This window comes from Saccharibacillus qingshengii, assembly GCF_013185195.1.
Classification (GTDB): Bacteria; Bacillota; Bacilli; order Paenibacillales; family Paenibacillaceae; genus Saccharibacillus; species Saccharibacillus qingshengii.
In genome coordinates, this window is sequence record NZ_JAAZWC010000039.1 from 1 (window position 1) to 15,261 (window position 15,261).

At 55.2% G+C, this 15,261-nt stretch carries 16 protein-coding genes; 3 read left to right on the forward strand and 13 right to left on the reverse strand.

Annotation, left to right across the window (positions count from 1 at the left end):
* Positions 1 to 140 precede the first annotated feature (140 nt).
* The 3 genes from HRQ60_RS21600 to hrpB form a co-directional block, all read right to left on the reverse strand.
* The gene (locus HRQ60_RS21600) at positions 141 to 506 is read right to left on the reverse strand and encodes a replication termination protein (RefSeq protein ID WP_172200166.1); all 366 of its coding nucleotides are present in this window, start codon (positions 504 to 506) and stop codon (positions 141 to 143) included.
* Between the two features lie 245 nt (positions 507 to 751).
* Positions 752 to 1,426, reverse strand: a complete 675-nt coding sequence (locus HRQ60_RS21605) for a general stress protein (RefSeq protein ID WP_172200168.1) — start codon at positions 1,424 to 1,426, stop codon at positions 752 to 754.
* A 143-nt stretch (positions 1,427 to 1,569) separates the two neighbouring features.
* Complete coding sequence (hrpB, locus tag HRQ60_RS21610) at positions 1,570 to 4,137, reverse strand: ATP-dependent helicase HrpB (protein WP_172200170.1); 2,568 nt, start codon at positions 4,135 to 4,137, stop codon at positions 1,570 to 1,572.
* Between the two features lie 147 nt (positions 4,138 to 4,284).
* Here hrpB and gluQRS point away from each other — a divergent pair, with 147 nt between their 5' ends.
* The gene (gluQRS, locus tag HRQ60_RS21615; RefSeq protein ID WP_172200172.1) at positions 4,285 to 5,232 is read left to right on the forward strand and encodes a tRNA glutamyl-Q(34) synthetase GluQRS; all 948 of its coding nucleotides are present in this window, start codon (positions 4,285 to 4,287) and stop codon (positions 5,230 to 5,232) included.
* Positions 5,233 to 5,327: 95 nt separating this feature from the next.
* Here the strand turns inward: gluQRS and HRQ60_RS21620 are convergent, their stop codons facing one another.
* A complete protein-coding gene (locus tag HRQ60_RS21620; RefSeq protein ID WP_172200174.1) occupies positions 5,328 to 5,702 on the reverse strand; it encodes a DnaJ family domain-containing protein in 375 nt (124 codons plus the stop codon).
* A gap of 240 nt (positions 5,703 to 5,942) precedes the next feature.
* Positions 5,943 to 6,740: an SDR family oxidoreductase gene (locus HRQ60_RS21625; protein ID WP_172200177.1), complete on the reverse strand. Its 798-nt coding sequence runs from the start codon at positions 6,738 to 6,740 to the stop codon at positions 5,943 to 5,945.
* A gap of 383 nt (positions 6,741 to 7,123) precedes the next feature.
* Between HRQ60_RS21625 and HRQ60_RS21630 the strand changes: the two genes are divergently transcribed.
* Positions 7,124 to 7,363, forward strand: coding sequence for a hypothetical protein (locus tag HRQ60_RS21630; protein ID WP_018977456.1), 240 nt, complete (start codon positions 7,124 to 7,126; stop codon positions 7,361 to 7,363).
* A gap of 105 nt (positions 7,364 to 7,468) precedes the next feature.
* Here the strand turns inward: HRQ60_RS21630 and HRQ60_RS23955 are convergent, their stop codons facing one another.
* Positions 7,469 to 8,308: a methyl-accepting chemotaxis protein gene (locus tag HRQ60_RS23955; protein WP_172200179.1), complete on the reverse strand. Its 840-nt coding sequence runs from the start codon at positions 8,306 to 8,308 to the stop codon at positions 7,469 to 7,471.
* A gap of 240 nt (positions 8,309 to 8,548) precedes the next feature.
* On the opposite strand from HRQ60_RS23955, the gene HRQ60_RS21640 reads away from it, so the two are divergent.
* Positions 8,549 to 8,947: a winged helix-turn-helix transcriptional regulator gene (locus HRQ60_RS21640; RefSeq protein WP_172200182.1), complete on the forward strand. Its 399-nt coding sequence runs from the start codon at positions 8,549 to 8,551 to the stop codon at positions 8,945 to 8,947.
* Between the two features lie 57 nt (positions 8,948 to 9,004).
* Here the strand turns inward: HRQ60_RS21640 and HRQ60_RS21645 are convergent, their stop codons facing one another.
* From HRQ60_RS21645 to galU, 7 genes are all read right to left on the reverse strand, one after another.
* Complete coding sequence (locus tag HRQ60_RS21645; RefSeq protein WP_172200185.1) at positions 9,005 to 9,145, reverse strand: hypothetical protein; 141 nt, start codon at positions 9,143 to 9,145, stop codon at positions 9,005 to 9,007.
* A 173-nt stretch (positions 9,146 to 9,318) separates the two neighbouring features.
* Positions 9,319 to 9,690 carry a hypothetical protein gene (locus HRQ60_RS21650; RefSeq protein WP_172200188.1) on the reverse strand — a complete coding sequence of 124 codons (372 nt, stop codon included), beginning with the start codon at positions 9,688 to 9,690 and terminating at the stop codon, positions 9,319 to 9,321.
* Between the two features lie 169 nt (positions 9,691 to 9,859).
* Positions 9,860 to 11,113: a polysaccharide pyruvyl transferase family protein gene (locus tag HRQ60_RS21655; RefSeq protein WP_172200191.1), complete on the reverse strand. Its 1,254-nt coding sequence runs from the start codon at positions 11,111 to 11,113 to the stop codon at positions 9,860 to 9,862.
* 50 nt (positions 11,114 to 11,163) lie between these two features.
* Entirely contained in the window at positions 11,164 to 11,892 is a 729-nt protein-coding gene (locus tag HRQ60_RS21660) for a PIG-L family deacetylase (protein WP_172200194.1), read from the reverse strand.
* 22 nt (positions 11,893 to 11,914) lie between these two features.
* A complete protein-coding gene (locus HRQ60_RS21665; RefSeq protein ID WP_172200197.1) occupies positions 11,915 to 12,892 on the reverse strand; it encodes an LCP family glycopolymer transferase in 978 nt (325 codons plus the stop codon).
* Positions 12,889 to 14,286, reverse strand: coding sequence for a sugar phosphate nucleotidyltransferase (locus tag HRQ60_RS21670; RefSeq protein WP_172200200.1), 1,398 nt, complete (start codon positions 14,284 to 14,286; stop codon positions 12,889 to 12,891). The genes HRQ60_RS21665 and HRQ60_RS21670 overlap by 4 nt, the downstream gene beginning before the upstream one ends.
* 53 nt (positions 14,287 to 14,339) lie before the next feature.
* The gene (gene galU / locus HRQ60_RS21675) at positions 14,340 to 15,254 is read right to left on the reverse strand and encodes a UTP--glucose-1-phosphate uridylyltransferase GalU (protein WP_172200203.1); all 915 of its coding nucleotides are present in this window, start codon (positions 15,252 to 15,254) and stop codon (positions 14,340 to 14,342) included.
* Between the last annotated feature and the right edge of the window lie 7 nt (positions 15,255 to 15,261).

Here is a 15,261-nt window from a genome sequence, read left to right on the forward strand (position 1 = left end):
GAACACTGTCGTTCCTACACTGAATTTCTCCCTTCGCCTCCTCGCTTCATTTAGGATTAGACTTTCTCGACACGTTGAGGGGGTATTTTACCCCCTATCCTTTTTCGTTTGGCAGACCGAACCGCCGGCTTCAAGCAGAATCAAGTTCCGTAATTGTCTTCCGCAGCCTTGTTCAACATCCCCAGACAGCGATCCAGATCCGTTTTGACCTGCTTTTTGTACAGCTTCGCTTTCTCGGGTCCGTCGTCGGTAAAATGGTACAGCACGATTTCCTGAAAATCGACACGCGGATCGCTGCCTTTGAGCTGCTTGGTACGATAAAAGACACCTTCGTGCACCAGTTCGTGCAGCGCACGGTAAATTTCGCTCTGGGGAGGGACGTACCCGAAGGACTTGAAGCTCTCCTTCATCTCCTCGAGCATTTGGTAGCCGTATCCGCGCTGCTGTTCGACCATGGTGATCAGGTACAGTTTGATGAATGCCCGTTGGGCGATCATGAAGGCCATCGGATCTTCCTCCTTTTCGGGTGAACGCTTGTTCCCTTCCATTATAGTCGACTTTGCGGGCTTGCACACCTTTTGACCCTGTTTTTGACGATTTTTTATTGTGAATTTTTCATATAATGAAATGAATTTGATTGGGTTAGCTCCAAGCTTAGCGTCATAAAAAAGGGAAAGCGCCGACGGCGCTTCCCCTCTGCCTGCTTATTCGCATGCTTGTCGCTACACGCAACACTTTTGGCCAAATACGGTTACAGTCTGCGGTCTCCGCGAGGAGGCAGCGTGTTCGGCGAATCGTCCAAAGAACGCAGCCGCTCGTCTTCGCGGATCAGGTCCCGGTCGTTCATGCCCGCCGTCTGGTTTGTCGTATCCATCTGCGGATTGACGGAACCTCCGGTATGCATTTCGTTACCGTACCCTTCTTCCGTCAAATGATAACGGTCCGCATTGACGGAACGGTTTTCCCGGAACGAATCGTATACGGTGCGGCTGCGGTTGTCTTCGTCAACCAGCACCAGAATATGGCCCCGGTTCAGATGCTCCTGATATTCTTCCGCTTCGTTCTCCGGAATTCCCAGGCCGACCAGACCGCCGACGAGGCCGCCCGCTCCCGCTCCGACCGCCAGACCGGCGAGCGCGGCCGCAAGCGGTCCTGCCGCCAGGATCGGACCGATGCCCGGAATCGCCAGCGCGCCTACGCCGGCCAGCAGTCCCGTAACGCCGCCGAGCACACCGCCCGTCGCCGCTCCCGCAGCCAATCCTTCCGGCGCTTTCGTACCGGTTTGTTCATCTATTGCTCTCAGGTCGTCACGATCTTTGGCCACCACCGAAATTTCTTCGGAAGTGAACCCCTGCCGCTGCAGGTTCTGAATCGCCTGCGAAGCTTCCCGTTCGTTTTCGAATACCCCTACAATTTTCTTGGACATCGTTAAAATCCTCCTTCAAAGCTGAATTGGGATTTGTGCTTGCTTTTTATTTACCCTTCCCCGGCGGTCCGAAACTTCGATGAACGTTCAAGGCTCCAAGAGGTATGGGAAAAGAAAAACTTTATTCGCGCGGATGTTCAAACTTATCGCTTGGGGCGCACGTGACGCGTCGCTTCCGCACCGTTGGGATCGTCCGGCCAATAATGTTTGGGATAACGGCCTTTCAAATCTTTTTTAACTTCGAAATACGTTTCTTTCCAGAAGTTCGCCAGGTCGGACGTAATCTGTACCGGCCGGCGAGCCGGAGACAGCAGCTGCACCGTAATCGGAATCCGCCCTCGTCCGATACGGGGTGTCTCGCTCTGCCCGAACATTTCCTGCAGACGCACCGCCATATACGGTCGTTCGGGATCGCTGTAATCCACCGCGATCCGCGACCCGCTTGGCACGCTCAGACGGGTTGGCGCTTCGGCTTCGAGCGTCCGGCGCTGCTCCCAGGTCAGCCTCTGTTCCAGCAGCTGCACCAGATTCAGCTTGCGCAGCTGCGCCGCACTGCGTATGCCCGAAACATAGGGCAGCAGCCACTCTTCCATTTCCTCCAGCAGTGCCGTGTCGTCCGAAGCCGGGAACTCCCGATCGGCCAGATGCATGAACATCATGCGGTGCTGAAGCTCGCGCGCGTCCCTGCTCCAGGGAAGCAGCCTTCCCTGGCTGCCGCGGATACCGGCGAGCAGCGCCGCGGCGACGGCTTCCGCATCGGGCGAAGAAGCCTGCACGGACTGCAGGACGACGGCACCGATTCGCCGGATCCGAAGCGCCGAGACGGCTTCGCGTTCGCTGTCCCATTCGACTCGAATCTCTTCCGTTCCTTCCTCGGCCGCAAACCGCTCCACTTCTTCGGGATCAAGCGGAGCCGCAAGCCAGATCTGGCCTTCGGCCCCCCGGTCGTCGATATCGGCGGCGACCAGATACTCTTCGCGCGAGATCAGCTCGCGCTCGGGTACGAACGCGCCGCGTCCGCCGCTGAGCAGAAAGCGGCCTGCGCCCCGCCGCCGGCCGACCCGGTCCGGGAAGGCATAGGCGAGCAGAATCCCCGCGGGGCCGGTGTCACCCGCCGGACCGGAGGGAAGTCCGGCGATCCGGCGCAGCCGCGACGCACGCTCCGCTGCGCGGTCTTCCGGCGTCCGCAGCGCGGACGATACGCCTGCGGCAGCGGCGCCCAGTGCCTGGAGCCGCGGAAGCAGCGAGACGGCGTCTGTTACGCCCCCGCTGCGCTGCGAAGGCGAAGAAGACTGCTCCTGCAGCAGCGCAGCCAAGTCGCAGGCCAGCGGACCCAATCCCAAGCCGGAGGCGCGGCGGATCATGCGAGCCAGCCGGGGATGCACGCCCAATTCGCTCATCGCGCGTCCTTCGTCCGTAATCGCGCCGTTTTCGCCGAGGGCATGCAGGCGGCGCAGCAGATTCTGCGCTTCCGCGTAGCCCGCTTCCGGCGGCGGGTCGATCCAATCGAGCTCCCGCGGGTCGCGCACTCCCCAGGCGGCCAGCTCGAGTGCAAGCGGCGTCAGATCGCTTTGCAGAATCTCGGGCACGCGGGCTTCGGGCATCCCGCTTTCTTCTTCCTGACTCCACAGCCGGTAGCAGAAACCGGGTGCGGTCCGCCCCGCACGTCCCCGCCGCTGATCCGCCGACTCCAGCGATTCGGTCATCGTGACAAGGCGCGACATGCCGGTCCGCGGCGAGAACTCCTGCGTACGGATCAGGCCGCTGTCCACGACGGCTGTCACTCCCTCGACCGTGATGCTGGACTCGGCCAGCGTGGTCGAGAGCACGATCTTCCGCCGGCCTTCGGCGGAAGCCCGAACGGCCCTGCGCTGCTCTTCGCGGCCCAGTCCGCCGTGCAGCGGCAGCAGCTCCGCTCCGTGCAGTCCGCCGCCGCGAAGCAGTTCTTCGCGTACGCGCATGATCTCGCGCACACCGGGCAGGAATACCAGAATTCCCCCGTCCGTCTCGTCCCAGGCCCGGCGGACGGCCTGCACGGTCCTGCGCTCAAGCGGCACAGCGCGCGCCGAACCCAGATGCACCGTCCGGACCGGATATACCCGGCCTTCGCTGCGGATCAAATCGGCTCCGCCCAGCACCCGGGAGACCGGTTCCGGGTCGATCGTCGCCGACATGATCAGAATCCGCAGATCCTCGCGCAGCACCGTGCGGCTCTGGAGGGCCAGGGCCAATCCGAGATCGGCCTGCAGATTCCGTTCGTGAAACTCGTCGAAGATCACAAGGCCTACGTCTTCCAGCGAAGGGTCGGACTGGAGCATACGGGTCAGAATGCCTTCGGTCACCACTTCGATTCGGGTGTGCCGCCCCGATCTGCTGTCCAGGGCAATCCGGTAGCCGACCGTTGCGCCCGTCTTCTCGCCCAGGGATTCGGAGATATAATCGGCGGCCGAGACGGCCGCCAGACGGCGCGGCTCGAGCATAATGATCTTTTTCCCTTCCAGCCAGGGTTCATCCAGCAGCGCCGGCGGAACCCGGGTCGTCTTGCCCGCCCCCGGCTGGGCAATCAAAATGGCGGGACGGTTTGCCGCCAGACTTTTTTTCAATTCGGGAAGCGCACTGTCGACCGGCAGCTCGCGCAGGCCGGAAGTTCCCGCCAAACGGCCGCTTTCTTTTCCGCCTTCGCCCCGGAGGCTTCGATATTCGTTATGCATGATATTCCACTCCGTTTCTGTCGTCTCTCGGCAATCCGTCAGCGGACTGCCGCGGCCTTGCCAGACCCTCTCGGCCGGCGTTATGCTAAACAAGCAGGACTGCGAATGGCCGCAGACCCTATTCAGATTCCAAGGAAGTGAGAAACCATGAGACGCGGACGATTTGCGCCAACCCCTTCCGGCAAAATGCACTTGGGCAATGCACGCACCGCCCTGCTCGCCTGGCTTCATATGCGATCGCTCGGCGGAACCTTCGTTCTTCGCATGGAAGATATCGATACGGAACGCTCCCGCGCCAAATGGGCCGAACTGGCGCTGCTCGATCTGCGCTGGCTCGGCCTGGATTGGGACGAGGGCCCCGATGTAGGCGGTCCTTGCTCGCCGTATACCCAGAGCGAGCGTCTGGAGCGCTACGACGATGCGCTCCGCAGGTTGGAAGCTTCGGGAGCCGTGTATCCCTGTTACTGCAGCCGCGCCGACATTCTGGGCGCCGCCAGCGCACCGCACGGCTTAAGCGCCGAAGGACCCGTTTATCCCGGCACCTGCCGGCATCTTGAGCCGGCCGAACGAGCCGAGAAAGCGCAGCGCAAAGCGCCTTCCCTGCGCTTCGCGCTGCCGGCAAACCGGGAGATCCGTTTTGTCGACGGCATCGCCGGGCCGCAGCTGTTTCCTTCGGGCAGCGGCGGCGACTTTATTGTACGCCGCGCGGACGGTCTGCATTCGTATCAGCTGTCCGTCGTCGTGGACGATGCGGATATGAAGATTACCGACGTTCTGCGCGGACGCGATCTGCTGGATTCCACACCCAGACAGATCCTGCTCGACGAGACCCTGGGACTTCCCGTCCCCGAATTCCTGCATGTTCCGCTGCTCAACGGGCCGGACGGCAAACGTCTGGCCAAGCGCCACGGCGGTATCGCCATCTCCGCTTTTCGCGAACGCGGGACGTCTCCGGAGAGGCTTGTCGGCTGGCTGGCCCATATCAGCGGTCTTATCGACCGGCCCGAGCCGATTTCCGCCGCTGAACTCGTCCCTATTTTCGATCTGTCGCGTATTCCGCGCAAAGCGGTGATCGTCGATGTTCCCGAAATCTGAGAACGGAATTCCCCGCCGAAAAGCCCGGGGTTCCGTTTATTTATGAAGTCGAAGCGCTCCCGCGTATGCGGGGGCGCTTTTGATGGATAGGACTTTTAGCTGCCTTCCAGCCGGCCCCGAATCTTGTCGGCGTACTGCTCGTACGCTCCGCCGCTCCAGCCGCGCTGTTCTTCCACCATTCGCAGCTTCAGCTTTTTGGCCGTCAAGCGGCTTTCCAGCGTCTGCTTCTCGCCGCCGGATGCGCAGACCGCGAGCAGATCTTCAAGCTCCAGACATTCTTTGCGCAGCTGCAGCTCTTCCGGCAGCATACCGGCGTTCTTGAGAATCCGGTACGGAACCCGGAGCTCTTCGGGCACGCCGGACAAATCTTCCGGCACGATCGGCCTGCCGCTGCCCGGCAGGTCGTCGAATTCCCCGCGGCGAACCGCTTCTTCGATTTTCTGCTCCGCCAACCACGATAACCAACCCATGTTTGTTCCCTCCCGGATCTTCAGCTTTTCTTTCCGCTGCTTCATTATAACTGATTCCGTGAAACAAACCGAACAACGAAAAGCCAAAACGACCCGGCGGACAGAAGTGGATTCTGTCCGCCGGGTCTTTCGAAGCCGGAGCTGCCTGCCCCGCTGCCTAAATCTTCGGCGCAGCTGCCGCATTTGCAGGCTTGGGATCAACAGGTTTGCATCCCGCTCGGCTGTTCAGGGATTGTGGGCTCAGAACAGCAGAGATTCTCCGCCGTCTACGGTGATAGAGGCTCCCGTCACATGACGCGCTTCCGAAGAAGCGAGATACACGGCCAAGTCGGCGACTTCTTCGGGCTGTCCGTGACTTCCGGCCAGCGGGTGATCGCCGCCGCGTGGGAACTCGAGCGGAATCGCAATTTCGTCCATCCGTCCGTTTTCTTCGGTCGTTTCGTCGATATTGGTCGAGATCGCACCCGGACAGATCGTATTGACCCGAATCCGGTAGCGGGCAAGTTCCAGCGCAGCCATTTTGGCAAATGCGACTTGTCCGGCTTTGGAGGTGCTGTACGGAGACATGCCGATGCTCGAGAAACGGGTGTTGCCGTTTACGGAACTTGTAATGACAATACTTCCTCCGCCTCTTTGTTTCATATAAGGAATAGCCAGTTTGACGGAGAGGAACATTCCGCCCAAGTTCACATCGATCGTTTTCTGGAATTCGGCAAGCTCCATATGTTCAATAGGTCCTTTTGCCCCGTTAATGCCGGCGTTTGCAAACACGGCATCCAGTCCGCCAAAACGATCGTTCACCGCCTGGTACGCGTCGGCCATAGCTTCTGTATCGGAAACGTCCAGCGTGCGGACGAAACCTGAACCGGCGCGAATCGCTTCCAATTCTCCGCGAACGCTTTCAGCCCGCTCGGCATCCAGATCGAACAATCCGACATTGGCGCCTTCTTCCGCAAATTTGAGCGCCGCCGCCCGGCCGATGCCGGAACCCGCGCCGGTAACGATAACGGTTCTGCCTTCAAAACGTGGTGCCGACATAGAGATACACTCCTTTGATTATCGATTCGTTGTATACGGTTGAGTCGATCCGTTATTGGGGCAGTTAGACGGCTGCCCAATCAGAGTATTCATTACCCCAAAGACTTCGGGATTTAATCATTTTCGACGGTTTCATTATTTTTTTGAAAATCAAGCAAAAATTCACGTAAAAAGGTTTTCATAAATAGGACGCTCCGGGTAAACAAGTAGTAAATTAAACGGACGCACGCTGCCGGTCGACGAAAAAAGGAGGGAACTCGCGACTTTTCAAAAAAACTTTTAAAATAGTAACGTTTACGAAGAAATTTAATCGTTTTTTAATATGTTTTTAAGGAAGCAAGTTTATAATAAAATCAGGATAAAGTATAAATGAGGTGAATGTAGTGAAAACGACGATTACAGTTCAAGAAAAACTGGTTCCCGTTTACATTGACGCCGAGAACACGCAACCCGCTCAGAAAATGCTTAGACTGCTGTCGAGCGCCTTGGATAATAAGTTGAGTAACGGAAAAAGAGCCTTGAAAAAATGTATCGGTTCCCTGATCAGTATCGAAATTGTCGGTTCAGAAGCCATCTTGCACTCGTACCGCGAAAGCGACACTTTGGCTCTTTCGCTTTACTAAGCCGCTGCTTCGCTTGTCGCCCGGGTACATAAAAAGACATTCCGGAAACCCGGAATGTCTTTTTGGTATGTGCCTGCAGGCAGAACGCCTTCTGGCGGCATAACGTTATTCGGTTTGTCCGCGCTGCTCCAGCAGCTTTTTGGTAAAGTCGGAGAATTCGGCATTCAAGTCGTTCAACCGATCGGTCAAACTGCTGAAATCGCCCAACAGATGCGCCTGTTCGTTCGAAGCGTCGGAGATCGAAGTGATTTCCTGCTCCATGCGCAGAATACTGCCCTGCACGTTGTTCAGCGCCTGCTCGATACTCTGTGTAGCCTTTTTCGTATCGACCGACAGCTTCCGCACTTCGCTCGCTACGACCTGGAAGCCTGCACCCAGTTCGCCGACCCGCGCCGCTTCGATCGCTGCGTTCAGACCCAGCATATTCGTTTGTTCCGAAATTTCGCGGATAAACGAAGTTACTTTGTTGACCTCGCGGGCATCGGTTACGGCACGTCCGGAATTTTCGCGAATTTCCGTAGTTGCCGCCGCCAACTGCTGCGACTGCGCCGCAATGGAAGCCACGAAATCCGTCAAGGAACGACTAACCGCTTCCATCCGGTCTCCGAATTCGTGCAGGAAAGTTTCGGTTTTCAGCGTATACGCCACCGCCAGGGCTCCGATGACTTTCCCCTGCTCGTCGAAGACCGGAATACCTTTGGCTTCAAGTTCCGTCCCATACGCGGAAGCCGGAATCCGGGTACTGGAGACCCGGCCGCTCAGTGCTTTTTTGAGATTGAGATCGTCGGGGGGAATCGGAGATCCTGCGGACAATCCGAAGTCAAGATCGGTAGACGGGGCATAATATAGAAATTTCTGCGTGTCGGTAATGCCGATCATGAAATCTTCGCTTGTGATCTTTTTGAGATAAGGGATGCTAATTACGAGTGCGTCAAGTGTGTTCATCGATTTCCCTTCTTTCTGTTTGGCAAGATCGCGTCCTGAATGTAGACCGCTCACTTCTTACTTTCGTCAAACGGCCTTCGTTTTTAAATAGCATTCCGAAAAAGAAAGGTTCTTCCTAAAATTCATGATCCGACATAAAATAATGGGCGAAACCCGCATTTCGGTGTGATTCATGATATAATAAAGAAGATTAAGGAACTTGCAGTACGACTTTCCTGTGGAAAGTTTGGAGGTGAACACATGAAAAATTCGACGCTTTGCCCGCGATTTGAACGCGGGATGCAGATTTTGTCGCAGCGCTGGAACGGTTTGATTATCTACCGTCTGCTGTCCGGGCCGCAGCGTTTCTGCAATATTCAATCGGCTTTTCCCGTCAGTGGACGTCTGCTCTCCGAGCGCCTCAAGGATCTCGAGAAAGAAGGGATTGTGCTGCGTCACGTATATCCGGAGACTCCGGTACGGATCGAATATGAATTGACCGATAAAGGACGTGCTCTTCAGTCCACCATCGAATGCATTCAAGGCTGGTCGGACGAATGGATCAACGAGCCTCAAGGCGACTGTACGACCGAAGAATCCATACTATCCATTTCCGACGAAGTCTGTTCGGAAGCTGCGGCCGGCGTCAAGGCCGAATAGGAGGTTCCTCACGGAACCTCCTTTTTGTATATTCGGCAATAAATTGGGCTTTCCTGTTCAAGAGGTTAGACGGACTGCCGACTTTTCTGCACGCTCGGCTTTGCGGATCCGGATTGCCAACAGCTTGGCCAGATTGCTCTGGGTCTGCTCGTCGGTGTGCCGGCTGAGTTTGGTCCAAATGAAACGATCGATCGACATACGTCTCATCTCCTTCGAATGAAAGAATAGGCAATCAGGATACCTGAACTGAATAGCTGGAGCAATGCCGCTTCGATGCCTGTACAGCGTAAATAACCGATTTTCAAGCTTCCTAAACGCCGGAACCTCATGTAATCCCCTACACAAAAACCAATATTATCCACATAGACGATTCAAAATTCGTTTGTCCGCTGTACATCCATTTCTTCCGCATAAACTTCCAGAATGGGCTTCATCATCCAGGATCCGATAAAAGCGTAACGTACAATAGGGGCCGCTCGGTCCGCCCGGCGCTCTTCAAGCAGTTCCGCCGCGTACGCCCCTTCCGCTCCCTGGAATAGGGACGCTCCGGATTCCGTATCCAGCGATTCGATATCCTGCCCAACCGAATTCCGGTCTTTCATTCCGATCACTCCCGTAAACCAAAACCGGGCTTTGCTTCCGTCCCAGAGCCGAAATCCGACTCTGACCTCCGACTCCGACAGCACCACGGATTCAATGACGCCGTCGCTGAGTGAAAGATCTCCGACAAACAACTGCTGCATCTTGTTCGTTCTCCTTTTCCCGCCCGGTATGCCTCCTGCGCTTCCCGGTAAGAGTAGCACAAATCGCGAATTCTGCCTACGTCTGTCCCAGGCAAAAAACCTTTACCTCATTATAATCGGGTAAAGGTTTTTGTCATGGCGATTCGCTTCAAGCGTTTGAGCCAAAAGATTAGCCGATCTGAAGAGTCGCGTCTTCAAGTTCTTCCGCCAATTCCGGTGTCATTTTGGCAGCCGGAAGTTCGCCGAATACTTCGCTGAAGATCGTATGGCTTTGAATTTCGGCAGTGACCGCTTTGATTTTCTTGGATTCTTCCTGCTGGCGTTCGATCATTTGATCGAGTTTGTGCTCAATGTCGCGCTCCACATGCGCCAGGTCGCGAACGTCGAACATGTATTCTTTTTGACCGAAACGTCCGAGCAGCTCCTGGTATTTCGTAGCCCATCCGAGAGCCAGTACCGGGATTCCGTCTTTGTACGCATGGACAATAGAATGATAACGGGAAGCGACGATAAAGCGGAACTGTTCCAGAATATGATGAATCTCGATGCAATCATATTCATTTTCGAGCAGCACGACGCGATCGTCGTTCGGATAATGCTGTTTAATGCCTTTGCAAATCTCCAGATCTTCTGTCGAATGCCGAAGCAGATAAACATTCATGCCCCGCTTGAGCAGGTGATCCGTCATTTTGCGGTAAGCCTGAAGAAGATCTTCCCGGGAGCCGTACTTCATCGTTTTGACGTTGGGTACGATTCCTGCGGAATTTTCTTTGACTTTGACCGGTTCGTTCGGCTGATAAGCGCCCGGTTTGAACAGCACGTCCAGATTGTAGTCTCCGCTGCCCTGGAGAACCAGGTCCATCGAACGCTTGAGGTTGCGTGTAGTGAAGCGGCTCAAGAACTGCATCCCTTCATCTTCGCGCGCATATATGTAGGTCGGATAAGTGATGTATTTTTTGATCAGCGTCATGATAAAGGATTTGTATTTGCTCTCGTAATCGAACGGGCCGAACGACTGCGGCATCAGCACCATCGGCACTTTGTAGCGTTTGGCGAGCATAATGTTGACGAGATAATTCACCGAATGTCGGATCGTGAACTGAGACGACAGAGCAAATCCGCTGATGTCGACGATCATATCGGTGTCTTTCATGATCCGTTCCATATCGGCGCGAGTTACATTGACATGTTCGGCATTCGGAATCAACTTGCCCAAGGTACCGAATACGCCGCCCAGCATTTCGATTTTCAGCTTTTTGCCGATTTTGACGATATCAAAAGCATAACCCCGATCCGGATCGATACAGTTGACCAATATTTCTTTGTCGGGATAACGCTTCTTGATCTCATTGATTACGGTAAACGTCATGGCCTGCGCGCCTTTGTTTTCCATCTGCCCGCCTACGATCAAAATTTTGCTCATTCGTCCGCAGCTCCCTTTGTTGTGGTTTCGTCAAACGCGTCCTTCTTACTCTAGAAAGAATCGTACGGTTTATGGTAATAAGAAATCGGCTTGGCGATCGCGGCATCGATTTCTTTTCGAACCGAGTGATAGCCGATTGCGAACTGTTCCAGCGGCGGGTTCCATTTCTTGTATTCGTTCAAGGAAGCTACGACGGATTCCCGCTGGGTCTCCGGCTGCTCTTTGAAAATCGGTATCCCCCGACCCGCTTTTTTCGCCTGGCGCAGATTGTAAGGTTCCACGTACAACCGCAGGTCCGCAATTTTCTCCCGGCGATACAATCGCAGTGCCGCCGCCCCCATATTGGCATGGTCGCGGTGATTGCCGCCGAGGTCGGTAAACGTCTTGACCCGGGCTCCGGGATAGCGGTCCGCGAACTCCACGATCAGCTCTTCACAGGCTTCGACCGTGGTCGTTCCGTCCTGCATATGCTGCACCATATGAATATGTTCCCGATCCGCCCCCAGCGAAAGGCAGGAACGCAAAAATTCGTCGTTCCGGCAACGAACCAGGTCCGTGCGATCCAGCGGCGTGTAGCCTTCCGTTTTCGGATCAAGCATTTTCCGGTGCATACTGCTCTTGATCTCGCCGTTCAGCTGCCGGACGACGTTGGAGGATGAGCCGTCGGTATACAAAATGATTTGGCATTCGTCGCCGGCGTTCAGATGGTTTCGGATTGCCGCTCCGAACGTTAACGCCTCATCGTCCTGATGGGGAATAAAAAAAAGATTGACTGCCATTTCAGCCTGCTCCTCCAGCCTTTTATGAATTTCCGTCCAACTGTTCGGTCAATTCGGCACGGATTCTGGCTTTCTCCGCTTCGTCCACGATGTAATAATAAATACCATCGATTCGTTTGCCGCTTCCCTGAACTTCGTCTTTGTCGACTTTGTCGATTTCCGTCCGGTATTTGGTGACAATATCCATCATATCGTCTTTGGTCAGATTCGTTTTGACATTATCTTTGACCGCGCCCAGTACCGAATTGACTTTGGCCAGATTCGAAATATTTTTTCCTTTTTCGATCAAGGCGGACAGGACAAGCTGCTGCCGGTCGTTGCGCCCGATATCGCCTTTCGGATCGTCATATCTCATTCTGGAATACATTAAGGCTTCGTGTCCGTTCATATCGATTGGACCTTTCGCGTAAACCGTTCCTTCAAAGTCAAACTCGAAGGGATTGTCTACCGTCACCCCGCCCAGAATATCGATAATCCGTTCCAGCCCTTCCATATTCACTTTCACATAATAATCGATCGGGACATCCAGAAAGTTCTCGATGGTAGGAACCGACATGTTAACGCCTCCAAAAGCATAGGCATGATTAATCTTGTCGGTCGTTCCCCGTCCTACGATCTCGGTACGCGTATCCCTGGGAATATTGAACATCAGCACGGAACGCTTGGCCGGATTCACCGCCAATACCATAATGGCATCGGACCGGCCTACATCGTTCTCTCGTTCGTCTACACCCAGCACAAGCAGGTTAAACGGTTTCTTGTCGCCCAGATCGGCGGGAAGTTCCCGCAGAGGCTGTACGCCGCTGTTTCCGACGGAAGCGGTAAGCTCTCCTCCCCGGGCGGCCGGATCGGCGGCACCTGCCGCCGCATCCGACTCCAGAGGTTCATATATGGATTCCAGTGTATCGACGACCGGGCGATAGATCGAGTAGGCGTAACCCCCGACTCCGATCGCAAGGATCAGACTGCCGGAAATTACGATCTTCGCCCAGCGTTTCATAATGCGCTTCGGCCTGCTCCAGCCGCCTTCGCGCCGCTGCCTACGCAGTGGCGTTCAATATCGCTCCAACTGCTGAACATTTCTTCGAAGTCTTCTTCTTGAACCACGGCGCCTTTTTGCACTTCGATATATTCCATATCCCGGAAAGCTTTGAGGCAGTGGTAGGTTCCCGGCTTGATCGTAACGACATCGCCCGCTTTGATCGGCGTAATCGAGCCTTCTTGAACCAATACGCCTTCGCCGCTGATAATCGTCCAGATATCACTCCGGTGTACGTGTTTGCGATAACCCAGATTGCTGCCGGCTTCGAGTCCGATCCGTTTGGTCAGCACTTCGGTGCCGTCTTCGAATTTGGAATAATCCAGTACGCGGTACCAACCCCAGCGCCGTTCTTCGTACATCGGACGCTGACCCGCTTCGACCATGTCTTTGACGCGCGGGCTTGCCGCTTTGTCCGATACGAGTATGCCGTCCGGGCTGACCGCAACAATCGCATCGGGAATACCGATGATCGTAACCGGAATATCCAGTTCGTTGATCAGATGGGTATTGGACGAATCTTCGCTGATCGTGCCTTTTCCGATTCGCTGCATGCCCATATTTTCCGTCAGCGTATTCCAGGTACCCAGGTCTTTCCAGTAGCCGTCGTAAGGAATCACCGCAATATGCGATTCTTTCTCTACCACCGCATAATCGAAGCTGATCTTCTCGAGCGTTGCATAGCGGGCCAACAGATCTTCGTACTGCATCGGCAGGCCTTCGCGCAGCAGATTGTCCATCATGTAGCTGAGCTTGAAAGCGAACACGCCGCAGTTCCAGAGTGCGCCCTGCTCGATCAGGCGTTCGGCCTGATCTTCGCTCGGTTTCTCCGTGAAGCGTCCGACCCGTTTGTAATCTTCGTTCGCTCCGCCCTGCTCGGGCACGATGTACCCATACTTCGAGGATGGATAGGTCGGATTGACTCCCATCAGAGCCAATTTGGCGCCGGAGTTGTGCAGGGCACTATCGAGGTCGCGAATACGTTCGAAGAAACGGTCGTCGACGTAAGGATCGACAGGCAGGATGCAGACGGTCTCGTCCAGGCTCACGCCCTGCGAATACAGATACGAAGCGGCCAGCGCGATCGCCGGGAATGTGTCCCGACGCTCGGGTTCTACGATAATCGGAACGCCGCCCAATTGATTTTGCAAAATTTCGACCTGCATCTTGCTGGTGGCAATGACCGCCGAATCGGCCAGGCCTGCACTTTTAATTTGTCCCCAGACGCGCTGCACCATCGATTCCATATCGCCGTGCTCATTTTCCAACACTTTCAGGAACTGTTTCGATCGGGCATCGTTTGACAGCGGCCACAACCGCTTGCCCGAGCCTCCGGACAGTAAGACCAATTTCATGCTTGCCCCTCCATTCTGTCGATTCGTATGGGTGATTTTATAAGTAGTGAAGGTTAAACGATCTTGAGATTGTCTTTCTTTTCCGCCGCTGCCGCCGGATCGCCGACCAGGGTTTCGAGCAGATACTCACGCAGGTCGTCTCCCAGGCCTTGACGTTTCAGCGCGAAATCCACGTTAGCTTTAAGGTATCCAAGCTTGCTTCCTACGTCATACAAAGTTCCTTCATATCGGAAGCTGTACATTCTCGACAGTTCCGCCAGTTTCTTCAGTGCATCCGTCAATTGGATTTCGCCTCCGACGCCTGCCGTCTGATGTTCCAGGATATCCATGATCCCCGGTTCAAGGATATAGCGGCCGATCATCGCCAGGTTCGACGGTGCATCGCTTTTCGGCTTTTCGACCAGATCCGTGATCAGGTTGAGGTTGTCGGTCAGCTTGTCGCCTTTGATTACGCCGTAGCTGCTGACGTCTTTCCAAGGAACCGCTTCGACCGCGATCATGTTGCCGCCCGTACGCTGCTGCTCGTCCATCATTTGTTTCAGGCACGGCACTTCGCTGTCGATGATCATATCGCCGAGCAGGACCGCGAACGGCTCGTTGCTGTTGATAAACTTGCGGGCGCACCAGATGGCATGTCCAAGGCCGAGCGGTTCTTTTTGACGTACGCAGTGAATTTCGACCAGGTTGGTCACTTCCCGTACGATGCTCAGCAGTTCTTCTTTATTTTTTTCTTCCAGATCCGCTTCGAGTTCAATGTTTTTGTCGAAATGGTCTTCTATCGCCCGCTTGCTCCGGCCCGTAACGATGATAATATCTTCGATGCCCGAGGAGATGGCTTCTTCAACAATGTACTGGATCGTCGGCTTGTCTACGATCGGAAGCATTTCTTTCGGCATGGCTTTTGTTGCGGGCAAGAACCTCGTTCCAAGACCTGCTGCCGGGATAATCGCTTTTCTGACTTTGTTCATCGTTGAT

Bases quoted from the DNA above. Each gene is read 5' to 3' on its own strand.
- HRQ60_RS21620 (WP_172200174.1), bottom strand. From the start codon at position 5,702: ATGGGTTGGTTATCGTGGTTGGCGGAGCAGAAAATCGAAGAAGCGGTT.
- HRQ60_RS21670 (WP_172200200.1), bottom strand. From the start codon at position 14,286: ATGAAATTGGTCTTACTGTCCGGAGGCTCGGGCAAGCGGTTGTGGCCG.
- HRQ60_RS21640 (WP_172200182.1), top strand. From the start codon at position 8,549: ATGAAAAATTCGACGCTTTGCCCGCGATTTGAACGCGGGATGCAGATT.
- HRQ60_RS21625 (WP_172200177.1), bottom strand. From the start codon at position 6,740: ATGTCGGCACCACGTTTTGAAGGCAGAACCGTTATCGTTACCGGCGCG.
- HRQ60_RS21645 (WP_172200185.1), bottom strand. From the start codon at position 9,145: ATGTCGATCGATCGTTTCATTTGGACCAAACTCAGCCGGCACACCGAC.
- hrpB (WP_172200170.1), bottom strand. From the start codon at position 4,137: ATGCATAACGAATATCGAAGCCTCCGGGGCGAAGGCGGAAAAGAAAGC.
- HRQ60_RS21600 (WP_172200166.1), bottom strand. From the start codon at position 506: ATGGCCTTCATGATCGCCCAACGGGCATTCATCAAACTGTACCTGATC.
- HRQ60_RS21605 (WP_172200168.1), bottom strand. From the start codon at position 1,426: ATGTCCAAGAAAATTGTAGGGGTATTCGAAAACGAACGGGAAGCTTCG.
- HRQ60_RS21660 (WP_172200194.1), bottom strand. From the start codon at position 11,892: ATGGCAGTCAATCTTTTTTTTATTCCCCATCAGGACGATGAGGCGTTA.
- HRQ60_RS21655 (WP_172200191.1), bottom strand. From the start codon at position 11,113: ATGAGCAAAATTTTGATCGTAGGCGGGCAGATGGAAAACAAAGGCGCG.
- HRQ60_RS21665 (WP_172200197.1), bottom strand. From the start codon at position 12,892: ATGAAACGCTGGGCGAAGATCGTAATTTCCGGCAGTCTGATCCTTGCG.
- galU (WP_172200203.1), bottom strand. From the start codon at position 15,254: ATGAACAAAGTCAGAAAAGCGATTATCCCGGCAGCAGGTCTTGGAACG.
- HRQ60_RS21650 (WP_172200188.1), bottom strand. From the start codon at position 9,690: ATGCAGCAGTTGTTTGTCGGAGATCTTTCACTCAGCGACGGCGTCATT.
- HRQ60_RS23955 (WP_172200179.1), bottom strand. From the start codon at position 8,308: ATGAACACACTTGACGCACTCGTAATTAGCATCCCTTATCTCAAAAAG.
- gluQRS (WP_172200172.1), top strand. From the start codon at position 4,285: ATGAGACGCGGACGATTTGCGCCAACCCCTTCCGGCAAAATGCACTTG.